The organism is Enterobacter cloacae complex sp. GF14B (genome assembly GCF_004136805.1).
GTDB lineage: Bacteria > Pseudomonadota > Gammaproteobacteria > Enterobacterales > Enterobacteriaceae > Enterobacter > Enterobacter hormaechei_C.
Map to the genome: position 1 here is coordinate 1 of NZ_QFRV01000060.1, position 17,308 is coordinate 17,308.

17 protein-coding genes and 1 pseudogene are annotated in these 17,308 nt (G+C 56.1%); 10 read left to right on the forward strand and 8 right to left on the reverse strand.

The window, feature by feature from the left end; all coding sequences use genetic code 11:
* The 3 genes and pseudogenes from DD606_RS17700 to DD606_RS17710 form a co-directional block, all read right to left on the reverse strand.
* Positions 1–435 (reverse strand): annotated as a pseudogene (locus DD606_RS17700) (heavy metal RND transporter); the annotation flags it as partial.
* Positions 436–446: 11 nt separating this feature from the next.
* Entirely contained in the window at positions 447–740 is a 294-nt protein-coding gene (locus DD606_RS17705; protein WP_032608845.1) for a copper-binding protein, read from the reverse strand.
* A gap of 53 nt (positions 741–793) precedes the next feature.
* Positions 794–1,195 carry a hypothetical protein gene (locus DD606_RS17710; RefSeq protein WP_032608844.1) on the reverse strand — a complete coding sequence of 134 codons (402 nt, stop codon included), beginning with the start codon at positions 1,193–1,195 and terminating at the stop codon, positions 794–796.
* 339 nt (positions 1,196–1,534) lie between these two features.
* On the opposite strand from DD606_RS17710, the gene dcuC reads away from it, so the two are divergent.
* From dcuC to ptsP, 7 genes are all read left to right on the forward strand, one after another.
* Positions 1,535–2,902: an anaerobic C4-dicarboxylate transporter DcuC gene (gene dcuC, locus DD606_RS17715; RefSeq protein ID WP_017382481.1), complete on the forward strand. Its 1,368-nt coding sequence runs from the start codon at positions 1,535–1,537 to the stop codon at positions 2,900–2,902.
* A gap of 94 nt (positions 2,903–2,996) precedes the next feature.
* The gene (gene rna / locus DD606_RS17720; RefSeq protein ID WP_023315614.1) at positions 2,997–3,806 is read left to right on the forward strand and encodes a ribonuclease I; all 810 of its coding nucleotides are present in this window, start codon (positions 2,997–2,999) and stop codon (positions 3,804–3,806) included.
* 173 nt (positions 3,807–3,979) lie between these two features.
* Positions 3,980–4,303, forward strand: coding sequence for a PTS fructose transporter subunit IIB (locus DD606_RS17725; protein WP_058659397.1), 324 nt, complete (start codon positions 3,980–3,982; stop codon positions 4,301–4,303).
* Positions 4,304–4,330: 27 nt separating this feature from the next.
* Positions 4,331–5,581 carry a PTS fructose transporter subunit IIC gene (locus DD606_RS17730; protein WP_003858745.1) on the forward strand — a complete coding sequence of 417 codons (1,251 nt, stop codon included), beginning with the start codon at positions 4,331–4,333 and terminating at the stop codon, positions 5,579–5,581.
* Positions 5,582–5,592: 11 nt separating this feature from the next.
* Positions 5,593–6,705 (forward strand): aminopeptidase, encoded by a 1,113-nt coding sequence (gene ypdF, locus DD606_RS17735; protein WP_063944382.1) that lies wholly within the window; start codon positions 5,593–5,595, stop codon positions 6,703–6,705.
* Positions 6,678–7,718 carry an aminopeptidase gene (gene ypdE / locus DD606_RS17740; RefSeq protein ID WP_023324306.1) on the forward strand — a complete coding sequence of 347 codons (1,041 nt, stop codon included), beginning with the start codon at positions 6,678–6,680 and terminating at the stop codon, positions 7,716–7,718. The genes ypdF and ypdE overlap by 28 nt, the downstream gene beginning before the upstream one ends.
* A gap of 22 nt (positions 7,719–7,740) precedes the next feature.
* Positions 7,741–10,236 (forward strand): phosphoenolpyruvate--protein phosphotransferase, encoded by a 2,496-nt coding sequence (ptsP, locus tag DD606_RS17745; RefSeq protein WP_063855152.1) that lies wholly within the window; start codon positions 7,741–7,743, stop codon positions 10,234–10,236.
* Positions 10,237–10,239: 3 nt separating this feature from the next.
* On the opposite strand, the gene DD606_RS17750 is transcribed toward ptsP, so the two are convergent.
* Positions 10,240–11,094 (reverse strand): AraC family transcriptional regulator, encoded by an 855-nt coding sequence (locus DD606_RS17750; RefSeq protein ID WP_045332385.1) that lies wholly within the window; start codon positions 11,092–11,094, stop codon positions 10,240–10,242.
* Between the two features lies 1 nt (position 11,095).
* The gene (locus DD606_RS17755) at positions 11,096–11,716 is read right to left on the reverse strand and encodes a flavin reductase family protein (RefSeq protein WP_003858756.1); all 621 of its coding nucleotides are present in this window, start codon (positions 11,714–11,716) and stop codon (positions 11,096–11,098) included.
* Between the two features lie 262 nt (positions 11,717–11,978).
* Between DD606_RS17755 and rnk the strand changes: the two genes are divergently transcribed.
* Together rnk and yldA are read left to right on the forward strand one after the other, a co-directional pair.
* Entirely contained in the window at positions 11,979–12,389 is a 411-nt protein-coding gene (gene rnk, locus DD606_RS17760) for a nucleoside diphosphate kinase regulator (RefSeq protein WP_032608834.1), read from the forward strand.
* 137 nt (positions 12,390–12,526) lie between these two features.
* Positions 12,527–12,616 (forward strand): small membrane protein YldA, encoded by a 90-nt coding sequence (yldA, locus tag DD606_RS26645; RefSeq protein WP_015571155.1) that lies wholly within the window; start codon positions 12,527–12,529, stop codon positions 12,614–12,616.
* 10 nt (positions 12,617–12,626) lie between these two features.
* Here yldA and DD606_RS17765 read toward each other — a convergent pair whose 3' ends face one another.
* On the reverse strand, positions 12,627–13,865 hold the full coding sequence (locus DD606_RS17765) for a zinc-dependent alcohol dehydrogenase (RefSeq protein ID WP_022650589.1): 1,239 nt from the start codon (positions 13,863–13,865) through the stop codon (positions 12,627–12,629).
* Positions 13,866–14,046: 181 nt separating this feature from the next.
* On the opposite strand from DD606_RS17765, the gene uspG reads away from it, so the two are divergent.
* A complete protein-coding gene (uspG, locus tag DD606_RS17770) occupies positions 14,047–14,475 on the forward strand; it encodes a universal stress protein UspG (protein WP_022650588.1) in 429 nt (142 codons plus the stop codon).
* A gap of 59 nt (positions 14,476–14,534) precedes the next feature.
* On the opposite strand, the gene ahpF is transcribed toward uspG, so the two are convergent.
* Positions 14,535–16,100: an alkyl hydroperoxide reductase subunit F gene (ahpF, locus tag DD606_RS17775; protein ID WP_022650587.1), complete on the reverse strand. Its 1,566-nt coding sequence runs from the start codon at positions 16,098–16,100 to the stop codon at positions 14,535–14,537.
* 242 nt (positions 16,101–16,342) lie between these two features.
* Positions 16,343–16,906 (reverse strand): alkyl hydroperoxide reductase subunit C, encoded by a 564-nt coding sequence (ahpC, locus tag DD606_RS17780; protein WP_003858764.1) that lies wholly within the window; start codon positions 16,904–16,906, stop codon positions 16,343–16,345.
* Positions 16,907–17,308: the final 402 nt, after the last annotated feature.

Below are 17,308 nucleotides of genomic sequence, written 5' to 3' on the forward strand. Positions count from 1 at the left end.
CAGCGCCAGATCCAGCCAGGCCTGGGCGGTATCACGCTGAAGCGCGGCGCGGACGGCCTCGGATTTTGCCAGCACGCTTCGCGCCTGCGCCTGAAAGGTCTGCGCTTTACGTTCCCGCTTCTCTGAGCTGACGTAGCTTTGCATGATGCCAACCTTCTGCATGGTCATCCCTTCGCGCGTCAGCCGCCGATCGTTGCTGCCCTGTACCGGCACGTTTTCGATACCGAATTTCAGTTTTGGGTCAGGTAATTGCGTGGCGGAATCCGCCATCGCATCCAGCGCCTGCGCTTCGTTACGGCTGGCGGAGAGTTCTGCTGAGTAGCGCTGGGCTTCGGTCAGGGTGTGTTCGAGCGTCCACGGCTCCGCCTGCGCGGCGGAGGTTAACAGGCCGAACAACACCCCACCGAGCCACAGGCTCAGTGTGTGTTGTTTCATGGTGACCTCGCTTAGCGCGCTGGCGTCAGCGAGATAATCTGGAAACCGTCACCCGCACGCTCAAGCGTGAAGGTCACCTCATCCCCCGGTTTGGTGCCATTCAGCGTGGCGCCGGCAGATAAAGTAAACGGCATGGTCATCGCTGACCATTTTAGTTCCGGTATGGCCTCGTGCCGGAGCATGACGGCGCTGTCAGAGATCGACTGAACCACGCCGCGGCCCTGCCAGGTCTGGTTTGCCTGAACGGTATAAGAAGCGAAAGAGACGGACGCGCCAACCAGCGCGGAAAGGAATACGGTACGCATGATAAAACTCCTGTTAAACGTTAAGTAAATAAAATCAACGAATTAACAGGTTTTTACTCCCGAAACCGGCAATAGCGGATCGTTGCCGGCGGCCCCACAGCAGGAGGGGTAACGGACCACGCAGAATGGCTTGCAGACGAGCACTCTGGCGGAGTTAAGGTCAGGGTCATGGCGGCAGGCAGCGCCACCAGATGCGGCTGGGCAGGATCTTTTTGTACCTGATCCGGCACACAATGTTTTTCACACAGCGGTGAAGCACCGGCAGCATAATGCGGCCCCGGTTGCGCCATCATCTCCATATGCTGGATGGTGGCCACCTCGCCGCGCAAATCCATTGAACATTGATGGGAGGCGACGGCCACCTGAGTCTGGATCAACAGCCAGCCAAACGCCAGCAAAAACATCAGCAGATGTTTTTTGATAAAGCGCAGGCGATATGTCCAGCTGGCGTACATATTGAGATCGTCGGACAGGAGAAAGTGAACCGAGTATAAGCAGGCAAAAGAATGAAAGAGAAGTGGTTTTAAAGAGATTTACGTTTTAAATCGATTGTCGGCAAGTAATACTCAAAACCTTAACACTTCACCATCAATTTAATGACATATAATATCTATTCATCAGGTCAATAACGTCTTAATATAAATGACGCAGGGTTAGCAAAAATATCGTCATCAGTGCCTTTAGTAGTCTCTTTCTTGATTTTAATCAGCAAGGACTGGACATTTATTCGGCACATTTCAGCTTCTTTTTTATTGATTATTTGTCTCTCGGGCAGCAAGGAAATAGGGGAAATCATGCTTACTTTTCTCGAACTCCTCATTGGAGTCGTGGTCATTGTCGGTGTAGCACGCTACATCATTAAAGGTTACTCAGCCACCGGCGTGCTATTTGTCGGCGGCCTGACGCTGCTGATCATTAGCGCGCTAATGGGTCATCAGGTTTTACCCGCCAGCGAAGCCAGTACCGGATATACCGCTACCGATATTGTGGAATATATAAAAATTCTGCTGATGAGCCGCGGCGGCGATCTGGGCATGATGATCATGATGCTCTGCGGATTTGCTGCCTATATGACCCATATCGGCGCGAATGATATGGTGGTAAAACTGGCTTCTAAGCCGCTGCAATATATTAACTCCCCCTATCTGCTGATGGTCGCGGCCTATTTCCTGGCCTGTCTGATGTCATTAGCCGTTTCCTCAGCAACGGGCCTTGGCGTGCTGTTAATGGCAACGTTGTTCCCGGTAATGGTTAACGTCGGGATCAGCCGTGGTGCAGCGGCGGCTATTTGCGCCTCTCCGGCGGCGATTATTCTCTCCCCTACTTCCGGTGACGTAGTGCTGGCCGCGAAAGCCGCGGAAATGTCGCTAATTGACTTCGCCTTCAAAACCACACTGCCGATCTCCATCACCGCTATTCTCGGCATGGGCGTGGCGCATTTCTTCTGGCAGCGCTATCTCGATAAGAAAGAGAACGTCAGCCACGAAATGATGGACGTCAGCGAAATCACCACTACCGCCCCGGCGTTTTATTCCATCCTGCCCTTCACGCCGATTATTGGCGTGCTTATTTTCGACGGCAAATGGGGCCCGCAGCTGCACATCATCACTATCCTGGTGATCTGTATGCTGCTGGCGGCCATCCTGGAGTTCGTTCGTGGTTTTAACACCCAGAAAGTGTTCACGGGTCTGGAAGTAGCCTTCCGCGGTATGGCGGATGCCTTCGCGGGCGTGGTGATGCTGCTGGTTGCCGCGGGGGTGTTTGCCCAGGGGCTGAGCACCATCGGCTTTATTCAGAGCCTGATCTCTATCGCCACCTCGTTCGGCTCGGCCAGCATTATCCTGATGCTGGTGCTGGTGGTGCTGACCATGCTGGCGGCGATGACCACCGGCTCCGGTAACGCGCCGTTCTACGCCTTTGTTGAGATGATCCCTAAGCTGGCACACTCCTCCGGCATCAACCCGGCTTACCTGTCCATTCCAATGCTTCAGGCCTCCAACCTGGGTCGTACCATTTCTCCGGTATCGGGCGTGGTGGTTGCGGTTGCGGGGATGGCGAAAATCTCTCCGTTTGAAGTGGTAAAACGCACGTCAGTGCCGGTGCTGGTTGGCCTGATTATCGTTATTATCGCCACCGAAGTGCTGGTTCCCGGCGCTGCCTAAGCGAAATTCCTGATATCCAAAAAGCGCCTGCGGGCGCTTTTTGTGCTTTAATAACCCCCAGAAATTAATCGCGCCCAACCAATCAGGAAAGCAAATGTTCAGGAAGGATATCGTTATCCCGTCTGGCGCAGTAGCGCTTGCACTCTGTGTCTTCTCAATTCAGGCAGATCCGCTTAAGCCAACCCAGTACGGCGATTTCGATCGCTACGTTCTGGCCCTTTCCTGGCAAACCGGATTTTGCCAGAGCATGGTCGAACGTAACCGTGACGAACCGGAAGAGTGTCGCCTGCAAAAAGAGAGCAGCAACAAAACCGATTTTCTGACCGTCCACGGCTTATGGCCAGCATTGCCGAAATCGATTGCCGCTCGCGGAGTGGATGAACGCCGCTGGATGCGCTTCGGCTGCGCCACTCGTCCGGTTCCGAATATGCCGGAAGCAAAAGCCAGCCGCAAATGTGACGCCGCAGAGACCGGACTATCGCTAACGGGCGCGGCGAAGCTGAACAGCGTGATGCCCGGCGCGGGCGGCAACTCCTGCCTTGAACGTTATGAATACGCGAAACACGGCGTCTGCTTTGGTTTTGATCCCGACGCTTACTTCGGCACCATGGTGCGCATGAACCAGGAAGTGAAGCACAGCGCGGCAGGAAAATTTCTGGCGGAAAACTATGGCAAAAGCGTCCGCCGCAGCGACTTCGATACAGCCGTGGCCAAAAGCTGGGGAAAACAGAGCGTAAAAGCGTTCAAGCTTACCTGCCACGGCAATCCGGCTTATCTGACCGAAATGCAGATCTCGCTGAACGCCAGCACCATCAACAACCCACTCTCTGACGGCTCCTTTGCGCCACAGCCGCATCCGGGCAACTGCGGCAAACAGTTTGTCATTGATAAAGCCGGTTACTGATGCTGCGCCGGGCAACTTTTTGCCCGGTTTTTCATTGGCTTCCGTGATATGACGATTAACCTCACACTTCCGCTCACACGCATCATTTTTCCAGCAAAAGCATTATTAATCTGGTAAACATCACTGAAACCTCCCCGTCATAATCGTGGCGTTATCTACAGGAGGAATTTCACATGGCTAAAAAACTGATTGCACTGTGCGCCTGCCCGATGGGCCTGGCACATACCTTCATGGCAGCCCAGGCGCTGGAAGACGCGGCGACGGAAGCCGGTTATGAGGTAAAAATTGAAACCCAGGGCGCGGACGGGATCCAGAATCGCCTGACCCCGCAGGATATTGCCGACGCTGACATTATCATCCACGCCATCGCGATCACCCCGGAAGACAATGAACGCTTCGAAATGCGCGACGTGTATGAGATTACGCTTCAGGACGCCATTAAAAACGCGGCAGGCACCCTGAAAGAGATCGAAGAGATGATTGCAGCAGAACAATAATAATCTTCACATCCAGGGGTTTTCGTCATGGCTATTAAAAAACGCAGCGCGGTTCGCCCGGACAGTCACGAGGGTGACACTCTTGCCATCAAATCCGCACCGGTTGCCGCCGGTGCGTCTTTCTGGAAAGAGCTTCCACAGCACATTATGTCGGGGATATCCCGCATGGTGCCAACACTTATCATGGGCGGGGTTATCCTCGCCATTTCACAGCTTATCGCCTACGTCTGGCTGGAGATCCCGCCTGACACCGGTATTCTCGACGCGCTTAACTCAGGCAAATTCACCGGTTTCAATCTCTCGCTATTGAAATTTGGCTATCTGACTGAATCGTTCGGCGGGCTGCTGTTCAGCTTCGCCATCCCAATGTTTGCCGCCTTTGTCGCCAACTCTATCGGCGGAAAACTGGCCTTCCCGGCCGGGTTTATCGGTGGCCTTGTCGCCACGCAGCCGACGCTGGTGCTGAACTTTGATGCGGAAAAACTGACCTGGCTTGCCACCAAACCCGTGCCCTCCACGTTTATTGGCGCGCTGATTATCGCCATAGCCGCAGGCTATCTGGTCAAATGGCTGAATAGCCGCATTAACGTTCCACAGTATCTGCTGGCCTTTAAAAGCACCTTTCTGATCCCAATCCTCTCGGCGCTGTTTGTGATGCTGGCGATGTATTACATCATCACGCCGATTGGCGGCTGGCTGAATGCAGGTATGCGGACCGTACTGCTGGCGGCGGGTCAGGCAGGCTCCATGATGTACGCCATCGGGATGGCGGCGGCCACGGCGATTGATCTTGGCGGCCCCATTAACAAAGCGGCGGGATTTGTTGGCCTGGGGCTGACAACCGATCATGTCCTGCCCATCACCTCCCGCGCCGTGGCGATTGTTATTCCGCCCATTGGTCTGGGGCTGGCCACGCTGATTGACCATCGTCTGACCGGCAAACGCCTGTTTAGTCCGCAGCTTTATCCGCAAGGCAAAACGGCCATGTTCCTCGCCTTTATGGGCATCAGTGAAGGGGCCATCCCGTTCCTGCTGGAAAATCCGCTTGCGACGCTGCCGGCGTATATGGCGGGCGCGATCGCCGGTGCAATGACTGCCACCGCGCTCGGTGCCGTGCAGTGGTTCCCTGAATCGGCGATCTGGGCGTGGCCACTGGTCACCAATCTGGGAGCGTATATGCTCAGTATTGTGGTCGGGGCGGCGATCACCGCGCTGTTGGTAGTGATTATTCGTAACAGTCTGCACAAGCGCGGGAAACTCGCTATCGACACGCTGTAACGGGGTGAACCATGGAATTACTGAGAAGGCTTCGTGCCTGGCTGGCTGCGGAAAAACTGGACGGCGTGCTCATCTCTTCGCGCCAGAATAAACAGCCGCACCTGGGCATTTCAACCGGTTCGGGCTATGTACTGGTGACACAAACCGCGGCACATATCCTGGTGGATTTCCGTTACTACAGCGATATCGCTTCACGAGCGGCGGGCTATGAGATGCATCTGCTTAACACGGAGAACCCGTTTGCGCAGGCGGTGAACCAGATTATTGCGAAGGAAGCTCTCACCCGTCTTGGCTTTGAGGGTGAATACGTGAGCTGGCAAACAGGCGTGCTGTGGCGCGATACGCTGAATACCGCCCTTTGCAGCACCTCGCTTGACGCGCTGCGGCAGATAAAAACCGCTGACGAAATCGACCGTATCCGTGCAGCATGCGGCATTGCCGACCGCGCCGCACAGCACATCCGGCGTTTCATTCAGCCCGGTATGCGCGAACGTGAAGTCGCTGCCGAGCTGGAGTGGTTTATGAAGCAGGAGGGCGCGGACAAGCCCTCTTTCGACACCATTGTCGCCAGCGGGCCGCGCGGTGCGCTGCCCCACGGCAAAGCCTCTGACAAAGTGATTATGCCTGGCGAGATGATCACCCTTGATTTCGGCGCCCAACACCAGGGGTATTGCTCGGATATGACAAGGACCTTTCTTGTCGCCGGGCAAAACACGCCGCCGGAGGAACACCCTCTCTATGCGGTGTACCAGATCGTTCTGGCGGCACAACAGGCAGCTATTGATGCCATCCGCCCCGGCGTTTCCTGTCATCAGATCGATAGCGCCGCACGTTCCGTGATTGAACGTGCAGGTTACGGTCCGCAGTTCGGGCATAACACCGGCCATGCCATTGGTATTGATGTTCATGAAAATCCACGTTTTTCCCCTACCGACCGCACCCCGTTGCAGCCCGGCATGGTGCTGACCGTTGAGCCGGGGATCTACCTTGAACACCTGGGCGGGGTACGAATTGAAGATGTGGTGCTGGTGACGGAAACGGGCGCCGAGGTGCTTTATACCCTCGACAAACGGCTATTGCTGACGGGAGAACAAGAGTGGACAGAGATTTACTGCGCGCCCTGAGCGAAGCAGACGCCATTGCGGCCTCAGAGCAAGAGGTGCGCGACATCCTGCTCAGTGAGGCGCAAAAATACCATAAAGAGGTTCAGTTTGATGGGCTGGGTTCCGTGCTTATCCGCGTCAACCAGAGCCGGGGCCCGAAGGTGATGGTCTGCGCCCATATGGATGAAGTCGGTTTTATGGTGCGTAGCGTCTCGCGCGAAGGGGCCATTGATGTCCTGCCCATCGGCAACGTGCGCATGATGGCCCGTACCCTTCAGCCGGTGCGCATCACCACGCGTAACGGGAAAAAAATACCGGGACTGCTGGATGGGGATCTGAAAGGAGAAAACGTTGACAATTTGCGTGTCGACATTGGCGCGACGTCGGCGGAGGAGGTGTTCGCCGCCGGTATCGACGCAGGCGACCGCGTGACGTTCGATACACCCTTTCAAATCCTTCCCCACAATCGGGTGATGGGTAAAGCCTTCGACGATCGTCTCGGCTGTTACCTGCTGATCGCGCTGCTGCGCGAGCTGCACCAGACGCCGCTCGACTGCGAGCTTTGGCTGGTGGCCAGCTCAAGTGAAGAGGTCGGCCTGCGCGGCGGCCAGACCGCCACGCGCGCCATTCATCCTGATATCGCGCTGGTGCTGGATACCGCCTGCTGGTCAAAAAATTTCGATTATGGCAGCGCCAACCATCGCCAGATCGGTGCGGGCCCGATGCTGGTGCTGTACGACAAAACGCTCATCGCCCCAGCCAAACTGATTGCGCTGGCTGAGACAATCGCGCGCTCGCAGGGGATCCCGCTGCAAAAAGACATGTTCAGCAACGGCGGAACGGACGGCGGGGCGATCCATCTCTTCGGCACTGGCGTGCCGACTCTTGTGCTTGGTCCCCCTACCCGACACGGGCACTGCGCGGCATCCATTGCCGACGAAAAAGACATTCATCACACCCAACAACTGCTTGTCGCGCTTGTGGCAGGCATGAACCGTGAGACCGTGGATCATCTGACGGACTTCAGATGCTGATCTCACGCGGCCAGGAGGAAGTATGCTTTCAATTGAATTTTTCTGCCCACTGCCCAACGGCCTGCATGCGCGTCCGGCCTGGGCGTTAAAAGAGCAGTGCAGCGCATGGCGCAGCGACATCCGTTTTATCAACAGACGGCTTCACACTCACGCGGATGCCAAAAGCTCGCTGGCGCTGATCAGTACCGGTACGCTGTTTAATGACAGCTGCGTGCTGGAAATTAACGGCAGCGACGAGGAGCAGGCCCGACGCGTGCTGGAGGCGTATCTCACCGGCGCGTTTATCGACAGCGACAGTATTCCCTCCGGCGACGCGCCGCACGTTGCGCATCCCCTGCCCCGCTCGCTCGTAAGGCTTGCTCCCCATCTTCAGCACGGCATTACGCTCGCCAGTGGCATCGGGGCTGGCACTCTGCGAGGCTGGCAGAGCGATAACCTCAAACGTTATTGTCAGATCCCCGCCTCGCCGGAAGATATTACCCGCCTGGAACACAGCCTGGCGACGCTGGCCGAACAGCTCAACCACCGCTTGCGCGGGCTGGACGGCGAGAGTAAAACCATTCTCAGCGCGCATCTTTCGCTGATCCAGGATGAGGAGTTTGGCGGCACCATACGCCGACTGATCGCCGAGGAGCGGCTAAGCCTTGCGGAGGCGATCATTCGTAATATGGAGCTGATCTGCGACAAGCTGTCACTCTCCGCCAGCGACTACCTGCGTGAACGCGTCAGCGATATTCGCGACATCAGCGAGCAGCTTCTTAACATTACCTGGCCGGAGTTGCAGCAAACCTCCGCATTCACCCTCAGCGCCCCCACTATTCTGGTGGCGGAAGATCTGACGCCCAGCCAGTTTCTCAGCCTCGACACGCAGTACCTGAAAGGCATGGTGCTTGAAAAAACAGGCCGGACGTCGCATACGCTGATCCTGGCACGCGCGGCCTCCGTGCCTGTGCTGAGTGGTTTAACGGTCGCCTCACTGGCGCCGTTGATGGGAAAAGAGGTCATTCTGGACGGCATCTGTAGCGTGCTGGTCGTTGAACCCAACGACGCGGTGAATGATTACTACAGCGTGGCGCAGCGTCTTGCCGACCGACGCCACCAGCAGCAGATCAAAGATGCGGGTCTTCCAGCGCTCACCCGCGACAACGTACCGGTAGAGATTGCCGCCAACATCGGCAGCGCGCTGGAAGCGCCCGGGGCGTTTACCTGCGGCGCGCAGGGTATCGGGCTGTTTCGCACTGAAATGCTGTATATGGACAGAGACACCGCGCCGGACGAGCAGGAGCAATTCGAAGCCTATCAGCAGGTGCTGCTCTCCGCGCAGGGCAAGCCGGTCATCTTTCGCACAATGGACATCGGCGGCGATAAGCAGATCCCTTACCTGAACATTCCCCAGGAAGAAAACCCGTTCCTCGGCTATCGCGCCGTTCGCATTTATCCCGAATTTGCCGATCTCTTCCGCACCCAACTGCGCGCGATCTTACGCGCAGGCGCAAGCGGCAATGCGCTGTTGATGATCCCGATGGTGCACAGCCTCGATCAGATTTTATGGATCAAACAGGAGCTGCAAAACGTTCGTGACGCCCTGGCCTCACAGGGGTTACGTCACACCGAGCGCCTGCCGCTGGGGATCATGGTTGAAGTGCCTTCAGTCTGCTTTATCATCGATCACTTCTGCGAAGAGGTGGATTTCTTCAGTATCGGCTCGAACGATATGACTCAGTATCTCTACGCTGTCGATCGCAACAACCCGCGCGTTTCGGGGCTGTATAACCCCATCACACCGTCTTTTTTACGCATGGTTCGCCAGATCGTCACCGCAGCGCATCGTCACGGGAAATGGGTCGGCATTTGCGGGGAACTTGGCGGAGAGCAGCGCTACCTCCCTCTTCTGCTTGGGCTGGGCTTAGATGAGTTCAGCATGAGCGGGCCGCGCATCCCTGCGGTAAAAACCCAGTTGCGTCAGCTTGACATGGCGACCTGCCGGGCGCTGGCAGATAAGGCCTGCGACAGCCGCAGCGCAGAGGAGATTGAAGCCCTGCTGGCGGATTTCACACCGGAAGCGCCGCCGCGTCCATTGCTGGCGCTGGAGACTATCGTGGTCAATGAGCCGCTGACCTCAAAAGAGCAGGTGCTTCAGTTCTTATGCGGAAATCTTGCGATTCATGGCAGGACCGAAAACCCGCTCGAGCTTGAAGAAGATCTCTGGCAGCGCGAAGAGATTGTCACTACCGCCGTCGGGTTTGGCGTGGCGATCCCTCACACCAAATCGCAATGGATACGCCATTCCAGCATCAGCATTGCCCGTCTGGACAAGGCGATTGACTGGGAGTCGGATTTGGGCGACGTCGAGCTGGTGATCATGCTGACGCTCGGCGCTCAGGAAGGGATTAATCACGTGAAGGTCTTTTCCCAGCTGGCGCGGAAGCTGGTCAATAAAACATTTCGCGAGTCGCTGTTTGCAGCAACGACGCCGCAAAGTATCCTGGATCTGTTGAACGCTGAAATCACGTTCTGACTGTCACTGAAAGCGTGCGCGATACTCCCCCGGCGTCAGGCCAAACTGGCGCCGGAAAAGACGGCTAAAATAGTCGCTATCGGCATAGCCACAGCGCTTCGCCACTTCCCCCACCGGCAGGTGGTATTTTTGCAGGATGGTTCTCGCCTTCGCCATACGCACCCAACGAACGTAATCCACAAAACTCATCGTCCCCTGTTGAGAGAACAGGCGTGACAGATGGTTAGCCGAAATATTAAACAGCGAAGCGACGCTGTCCCGCGACAAGGATTCAGCATAGTTTTCCTGCACCCAGTTACAAATGCTCTGATAGAGGAAATCCCCGCGCGACACTCCCGGTTCAGGCAGCGACGACACCACTTTACGGCACCAGTGCAGCAGACTCAGCACCAGTGGTTGAATAATAGCCTGGTCCTGCGGGGAAGCGCTCAGGTGCGTCAGGGCCATCAGCATCGCGGCACACTCACCTCGTTCAGGGTGAGGAAGCTCCACGTGTCGCTGCGCAGGCACGGATCGCCCGTGCCGGGTATCATGAAACACCAGCCCCAGCCACGACGGCGCGAAAAGAATGCTCAGCAGCATGACCGGTCGTTCAAACACCGGGACGCTGGCGGCCTGGGCGGGAAGAAACAGCATTTCCCCCTGGTGGAGGGGCTGCTGCCCGGCAACCAGTCTGTTGCCATATTCCCCGCGAAGAACGACGTCAAGCCGTGGCCAGTCGCGGCTCACGCTTCCGACAGCGTCAGACGCGCCACGATGAGCAAACCAGACTCGCCCCAACTGCTGTGGGTTGAGCACCAGGCCGCTCAACAGATCGGCAAAAAACTGCTGATCGGCGGGCAACAGGGTTGCGCGCATATTACCCCCTGCGCGCATCCGGGCGTACCAGGTCGAAGCGATGGCTATCACTGATGGCATAGTAGGCCGTCGGTCCACCCGCACGCAGAATGGGCTGCGCTTTCGCGGTCTGGTAAATCCCCTCTTCCAGCAAACTCTCGGCGATATGGACGCCCACGACTTCGCCGAGCACCAGCCAGGTATCAATCGGTGTCCCATCCGCGCCGGTAAGCTGAATGCACTGTGACAATCGACACTCGAAATTCACCGGGCTTTCCGCCACGCGCGGCGAGCTCACAAGCTGGCTGGCTACGGGCGTCAGGCCGGCAAAGGTAAATTCATCCTCGCCATGAGGGAGCGTGGCGGAGGTTTCATTCATCGCCTCGGCCAGATCGCGCGTTGCGAGGTTCCAGACAAACTCCCCCGTTTCGGTAATATTCCGCACGCTATCCTTCCAGCCATTGCTGGAAAAACCAATGATCGGTGGGCGATAGTTAAAACAGTTAAAGAAGCTGTACGGGGCAAGGTTCAGTTGACCGGCCTTATCACAGGATGAGATCCAGCCAATTGGACGTGGACCGATAATGGCGTTCAGCGGGTCGTGCGGCAGGCCGTGCCCCTGAGAAGGTTGGTAAAAGTACATTTCGCTCTCTCTACGCTGGGGCTGCAACGCGCATTGCCCGGGTTCAGTCTTTCCAGCGTAACGAAATTTCCGTTCAGCGTGAATCGGGACGCCGGGTTTATTGCCAAAAATTCATATGGCGCATGATTGTGACCTTCATCACTTCAAACTTACGGTTTCAGACAGTATCATCAGCTAAGTTAAACCCTCGCTGCCAGACGGCGAGGGTTTTCTTTTGGATTGGTTTCTGCGTTACACGCAGCATTAACGACATGGAGTAAAAATGTCCAGACCTACGATTATCATCAATGAACTCGACGCAGAACGTATTGACCGACTGTTGGAGAAACCAGAATTCGCCTCGCTGCCGGTAGCCGATGCGCTGAACGAAGAGCTAGACCGGGCGCAGATGTGTACGCCTGAGACCATGCCGCATGATGTGGTCACCATGAACAGCCAGGTGAAGTTCCGCAACCTGACCACCGGCGAGGAGCTCACCCGTACGCTGGTCTATCCGGCGCAGATGACCGACAGCAGCACGCAACTGTCGGTGCTGGCACCCGTGGGCGCGGCGCTGCTTGGACTGCGCACAGGCGATACTATCCACTGGGAACTCCCGGGCGGTGCCTCAGCTCACCTGGAAGTGCTTGAGCTGTTCTACCAGCCCGAAGCCGCTGGCGATTACCTGCGTTAATCCCTTCTGAACAAGCGACCCCGCTTTGCACAGAGGATGCACCCGCATCCTCTTTCCGCAAATTCACCCGATTGTGTTATATCGGACAAAAACCGCTTAATCCACGCTTACTCTGTTGTGGTGCCGTGGGGACGGTCATGGGTGAGATACTTGTTATCACACTGGTTTTTCTCATCATCCTGGCGATCCTCGTCGTGGCCGTGCTATACCTTGAGCGCCACTGGTGAGTGAGGAACCTCACACAACGCCGCCGGGGAAGGCATTCACCAGTCCCTTCACTTTCTGCTGCGCTGCCTCCGGGGTGTCTGCACCAGGCACCAGGATCACCTTGCGGCACTCCTCCTCCCGTTTTTCGAAGATTTTATAGGCGCGCTCCGCATCAGCCAGCGGAAGATAGTGGGTGACAATATCTTCCGGTGTAAGCAGCCCTTTTTCGATAAGCGGCAGCAGCTCTCCCAGCCAGGCATGGACGTGGGTCTGCCCCATCTTAAAGCTCAGCCCTTTATCGAAGGCATCGCCAAACAGGAAGCCGTGTATAAAACCGGCATACACGCCCGGCACGCTGACCACGCCTCCGCGCCGCACCGCAGCAATGCACTGGCGCAGGGCTTTGCCGCTGCTGCCTTCAATTTTCAGGTTACTGAGGATCGTTTCCGTGGTGCTGCCTTTGGCCTCAAACCCGACGGCATCAATCACCGCATCCACTCCGCGCTGTCCGGCCGTTTGCTCAATGATTTTCTCCGCCGCGTCGTTATCGTCATCAAAGTTAATCGGGATCGCGCCGTAGCGCTCCTGGGCAAACCGCAGTCGATAGGGATGATGATCAACCACAAAAATCTGCTCTGCGCCGAGAAGCCGCGCGCAGGCAATGGTCAGTAGCCCCACCGGCCCGGCCCCGAATACGGCGACGCTGGAGCCTCTCTGAATCTGCGCATTTTTCGCCGCCTGCCAGGCGGTAGGCAGAATATCTGACAGGAAAAGCGCTTTGTCGTCAGACAGCAGTTGAGGCACTTTAAACGGCCCCACGTTGCCTTTCGGGACGCGCACATACTCCGCCTGTCCGCCCGGCACGCCGCCGTAAAGATGGCTGTAGCCAAACAGCGCGGCAGGGGCGGGAATTTGCTTTTTGTTCAGCGCCGCGCCCTGCCCGCGATTCGTGTTTTCGCAGGCCGCGTACTGTTGCATCTGGCAAAAGAAGCAGTCACCGCAGGCAATTACAAACGGGATCACCACCCGGTCACCTTTCTGCACGTTCTTCACTTCGCTCCCGCACTCCACCACCTCGCCCATAAATTCATGACCAAAGATATCGCCATGCTGGACCTTGGGAATTTTTCCGCGATAAAGATGCAAATCAGAACCACAGATCGCCGTGGCCGTTACGCGCAGGATGATATCGTCAGGCTGTTCGATGCCCGGATCGGGGACATTATCGACCCGAACATGATGTGGACCGTGATAGGTGAGAGCTTTCATGCAACCTCCGATAGGGTGTGGGTAAGCTTATAAAAGGGTAGCTACCTCTCGGGATCTGCCCCGGAATTCGGCTGTTTTGAGATTTATCCTGGCGAGATAAAAAAGTGCTGTCGGGATTACAGAAACCATTTATATTTTGTGGTTGAATGATTTCAGCGTTTATTAACAAGGAGAAACGGTTATGTATCAAACAATCATTATGCCGGTTGATGTTTTTGAAATGGAACTGAGTGATAAGGCTATACGTCACGCGGAATTTCTCGCGCAGCAGGACGGAATTATTCATCTTCTGCATGTTTTGCCGGGCTCTGCCAGCCTGAGCCTGCATCGTTTCGCTGCTGATGTGCGTCGTTTTGAAGAGCATTTACAGCACGAAGCCGAGACGCGCCTGCAAACCATGGTCGGGCACTTCAGCATCGATCCTTCCCGCATCAAAACCCACGTCCGGTTCGGTAGCGTGCGCGACGCCGTTAATGAGCTTGCCGGGGAATTAAATGCCGACGTGGTAGTGATTGGTTCACGTAACCCTTCCATCACCACTCACCTGCTGGGGTCGAACGCCTCCAGCGTGATCCGCCACACCCACATTCCGGTGATGGTCGTCAGATAAAAAAAGAGGCCACCTTTAGGTGGCCTCTGGCATTGCAGGTGTCGTCTTGCTTTCTTTTATTATGCAGTTTTGGTACGGATCAGGTAATCAAACGAGCTCAGCGACGCTTTCGCACCTTCACCGGTAGCGATGATGATCTGTTTGTACGGCACGGTGGTGCAGTCGCCCGCCGCAAATACGCCCTTCACGCTGGTTTCGCATTTCGCATCGATGATGATCTCGCCCATGCGGTTACGCTCAATAGCGCCTTCCAGCCAGGTGGTGTTTGGCAGCAGGCCAATCTGAACAAAGATCCCTGCCAGCGCTACGCTGTGGATATCGCCGCTCACGCGGTCACGGTATTCCAGACCAGTCACTTTGCTGCCGTCGCCTTTCACTTCTGTCGTCTGGGCATTGAGCACAATGTCGACGTTATTCAGGCTACGCACCTTATCCTGCAACACCTGGTCCGCTTTCATCTCCGGAGCGAACTCCAGCAGGGTAACGTGTTCCACAATTCCCGCCAGATCGATAGCCGCTTCCACGCCGGAGTTACCGCCGCCGATCACCGCGACGCGTTTACCTTTGAACAGCGGGCCGTCACAGTGGGGGCAATAGGTCACGCCTTTGGTGCGATACTGATCTTCGCCCGGGACGTTCATGTTGCGCCATTTCGCGCCGGTGGCAATGATCACGCTGCGCGCCTTCAGCACCGCGCCGGACGCCGTTTCAATCTGGTGCAAACCACCCTCGACCGCCGCCGGAACCAGTTTGCTGGCGCTCTGGCTGTCAATGACATCCACGTCGTAGTCGCTGACGTGCGCTTTCAACGCACCGGCCAGCTTCTGGCCTTCGGTTTTCGGCACGGAAATGTAGTTTTCAATGTCTACGGTATCCAGAACCTGACCACCGAAACGCTCGCCCATCAGACCGGTACGGATCCCTTTACGTGCAGAGTAGACCGCTGCCGCCGCGCCCGCCGGGCCTGAGCCAACAATCAGCACGTCATAAGCATCGCGTTGGTTCAGCTCTTCCGCCGCGCGTTTTTCTGCGCCGGTATCCACTTTGGCGACGATTTCGGTCAGCGTCATGCGCCCCTGGCCGAACTCCTGGCCATTCAGGTAAACCGCCGGAACGCCCATCACGTTGCGCTCGGTGATTTCGTTCTGGAACGTACCGCCGTCAATCGCCGTGTGCTTAATGCGTGGGTTGAGGACTGACATCAGGTTCAGCGCCTGCACCACGTCCGGGCAGTTGTGGCAGGAGAGCGAGTAATAGGTTTCAAACTCAAAATCACCGTCGATATCGCGGATCTGCTCCAGCAGCGCCTGCGCTTCTTTTGACGGATGACCACCGGTCCACAGCAGCGCCAGCACCAGGGACGTAAATTCGTGCCCCAGCGGAGAGCCCGCGAAACGCGGCCCCTGGTCAGACCCTGGGTTGGCGATCAGGAAAGAAGGCTTACGGACTGCCAGCGTGTTGTCTTCTTTGAAGGTCACTTTCGGCGACAGCTCAGCAATCTCTGTCAGCAGTGCTTTGATTTCTGCCGATTTCGCGCTGTCGTCCAGCGTGGCAATCAGCTCAACAGGTTTGGTCAGTTTCTCAAGGTAGGCCTTGAGCTGGGTTTTCATGTTAGTGTCGAGCATTATTCTTCCCTCTCTTAAAACGTCATCATGCAAGCCGCCTTATACGGGCTGCCTGAATGCAACTTGCATCATGGTGCTGGAATGAAATGGGCGCGGGGAGCGCCCATGACTGAAACAATTTCCAAAGTATTTCGCGTCAGAGCAAGGCGGCTAGCCTGAGAATCCCCGGGAGCTTACTAAAGTAAGTGACCGGGGTGAGCAGGCGACGCCAACGCAGCTATGGCGTGAAAAACGACGGAAATTTAGATCTTGCCGACCAGGTCCAGAGATGGAGCCAGCGTCGCTTCGCCTTCTTTCCATTTCGCCGGGCACACTTCGCCTGGGTGAGAAGCAACGTACTGAGCCGCTTTCACTTTGCGCAGCAGGTCAGATGCATCACGGCCGATACCTTCAGCGGTAACTTCGATAGCCTGGATAATGCCCTGCGGGTCAACAACGAAGGTCGCGCGGTCTGCCAGGCCTTCATCTTCACGCATGTTGTCGAAGTTACGGGTCAGGGCGCCAGTCGGGTCGCCGATCATCGCGTATTTGATTTTCGCGATAGTTTCAGAGCTGCTGTGCCACGCTTTGTGGGTGAAGTGGGTATCGGTAGAAACAGAGTAAACGTCTACGCCCAGCTTTTGCAGTTCTTCGTAGTGGTCTGCCACGTCGCCCAGTTCGGTCGGGCAAACGAAGGTGAAGTCAGCCGGATAGAAGAAGAACACGCTCCAGCGGCCTTCGATATCTTTCTCGGTTACTTCGATGAACTCACCGTTTTTGAACGCCTGGTTTTTGAAAGGTTTAATTTTAGTGTTAATCAAAGACATCTGTACTTCCTCCGTGTTTTCGTTGAGATGTAAGGTAACCAACTTTATCCATCGGGGCTAATGCGTATGCTTTATCAAATCAATCAGCCAAACCTTACAACAGCAACAAGACAGCAAGGTGAACCTTTTACAGGAAAGCCTGAAAGTAAAAAGGCCGCCTCAACGGGCGGCCCTGATACCTGAATTCCCCGCAGGTACATTCAGTGCCAGCCGAAGCTGGCGTTGCGTTGCGCTCTACATACCTTGTATCAAGGCCGTAACAGCGCTTTGATTACAGCACCCCTGCGCGCATTGAGCAATGCATAAGAGGGATAGTCCTGCCTATGGCTGTGATAGGCAGTATCGAAGAGGTCTCTGAAAGATTATGAATTTAATTTCATTATGGGTTTCACGCTATATATA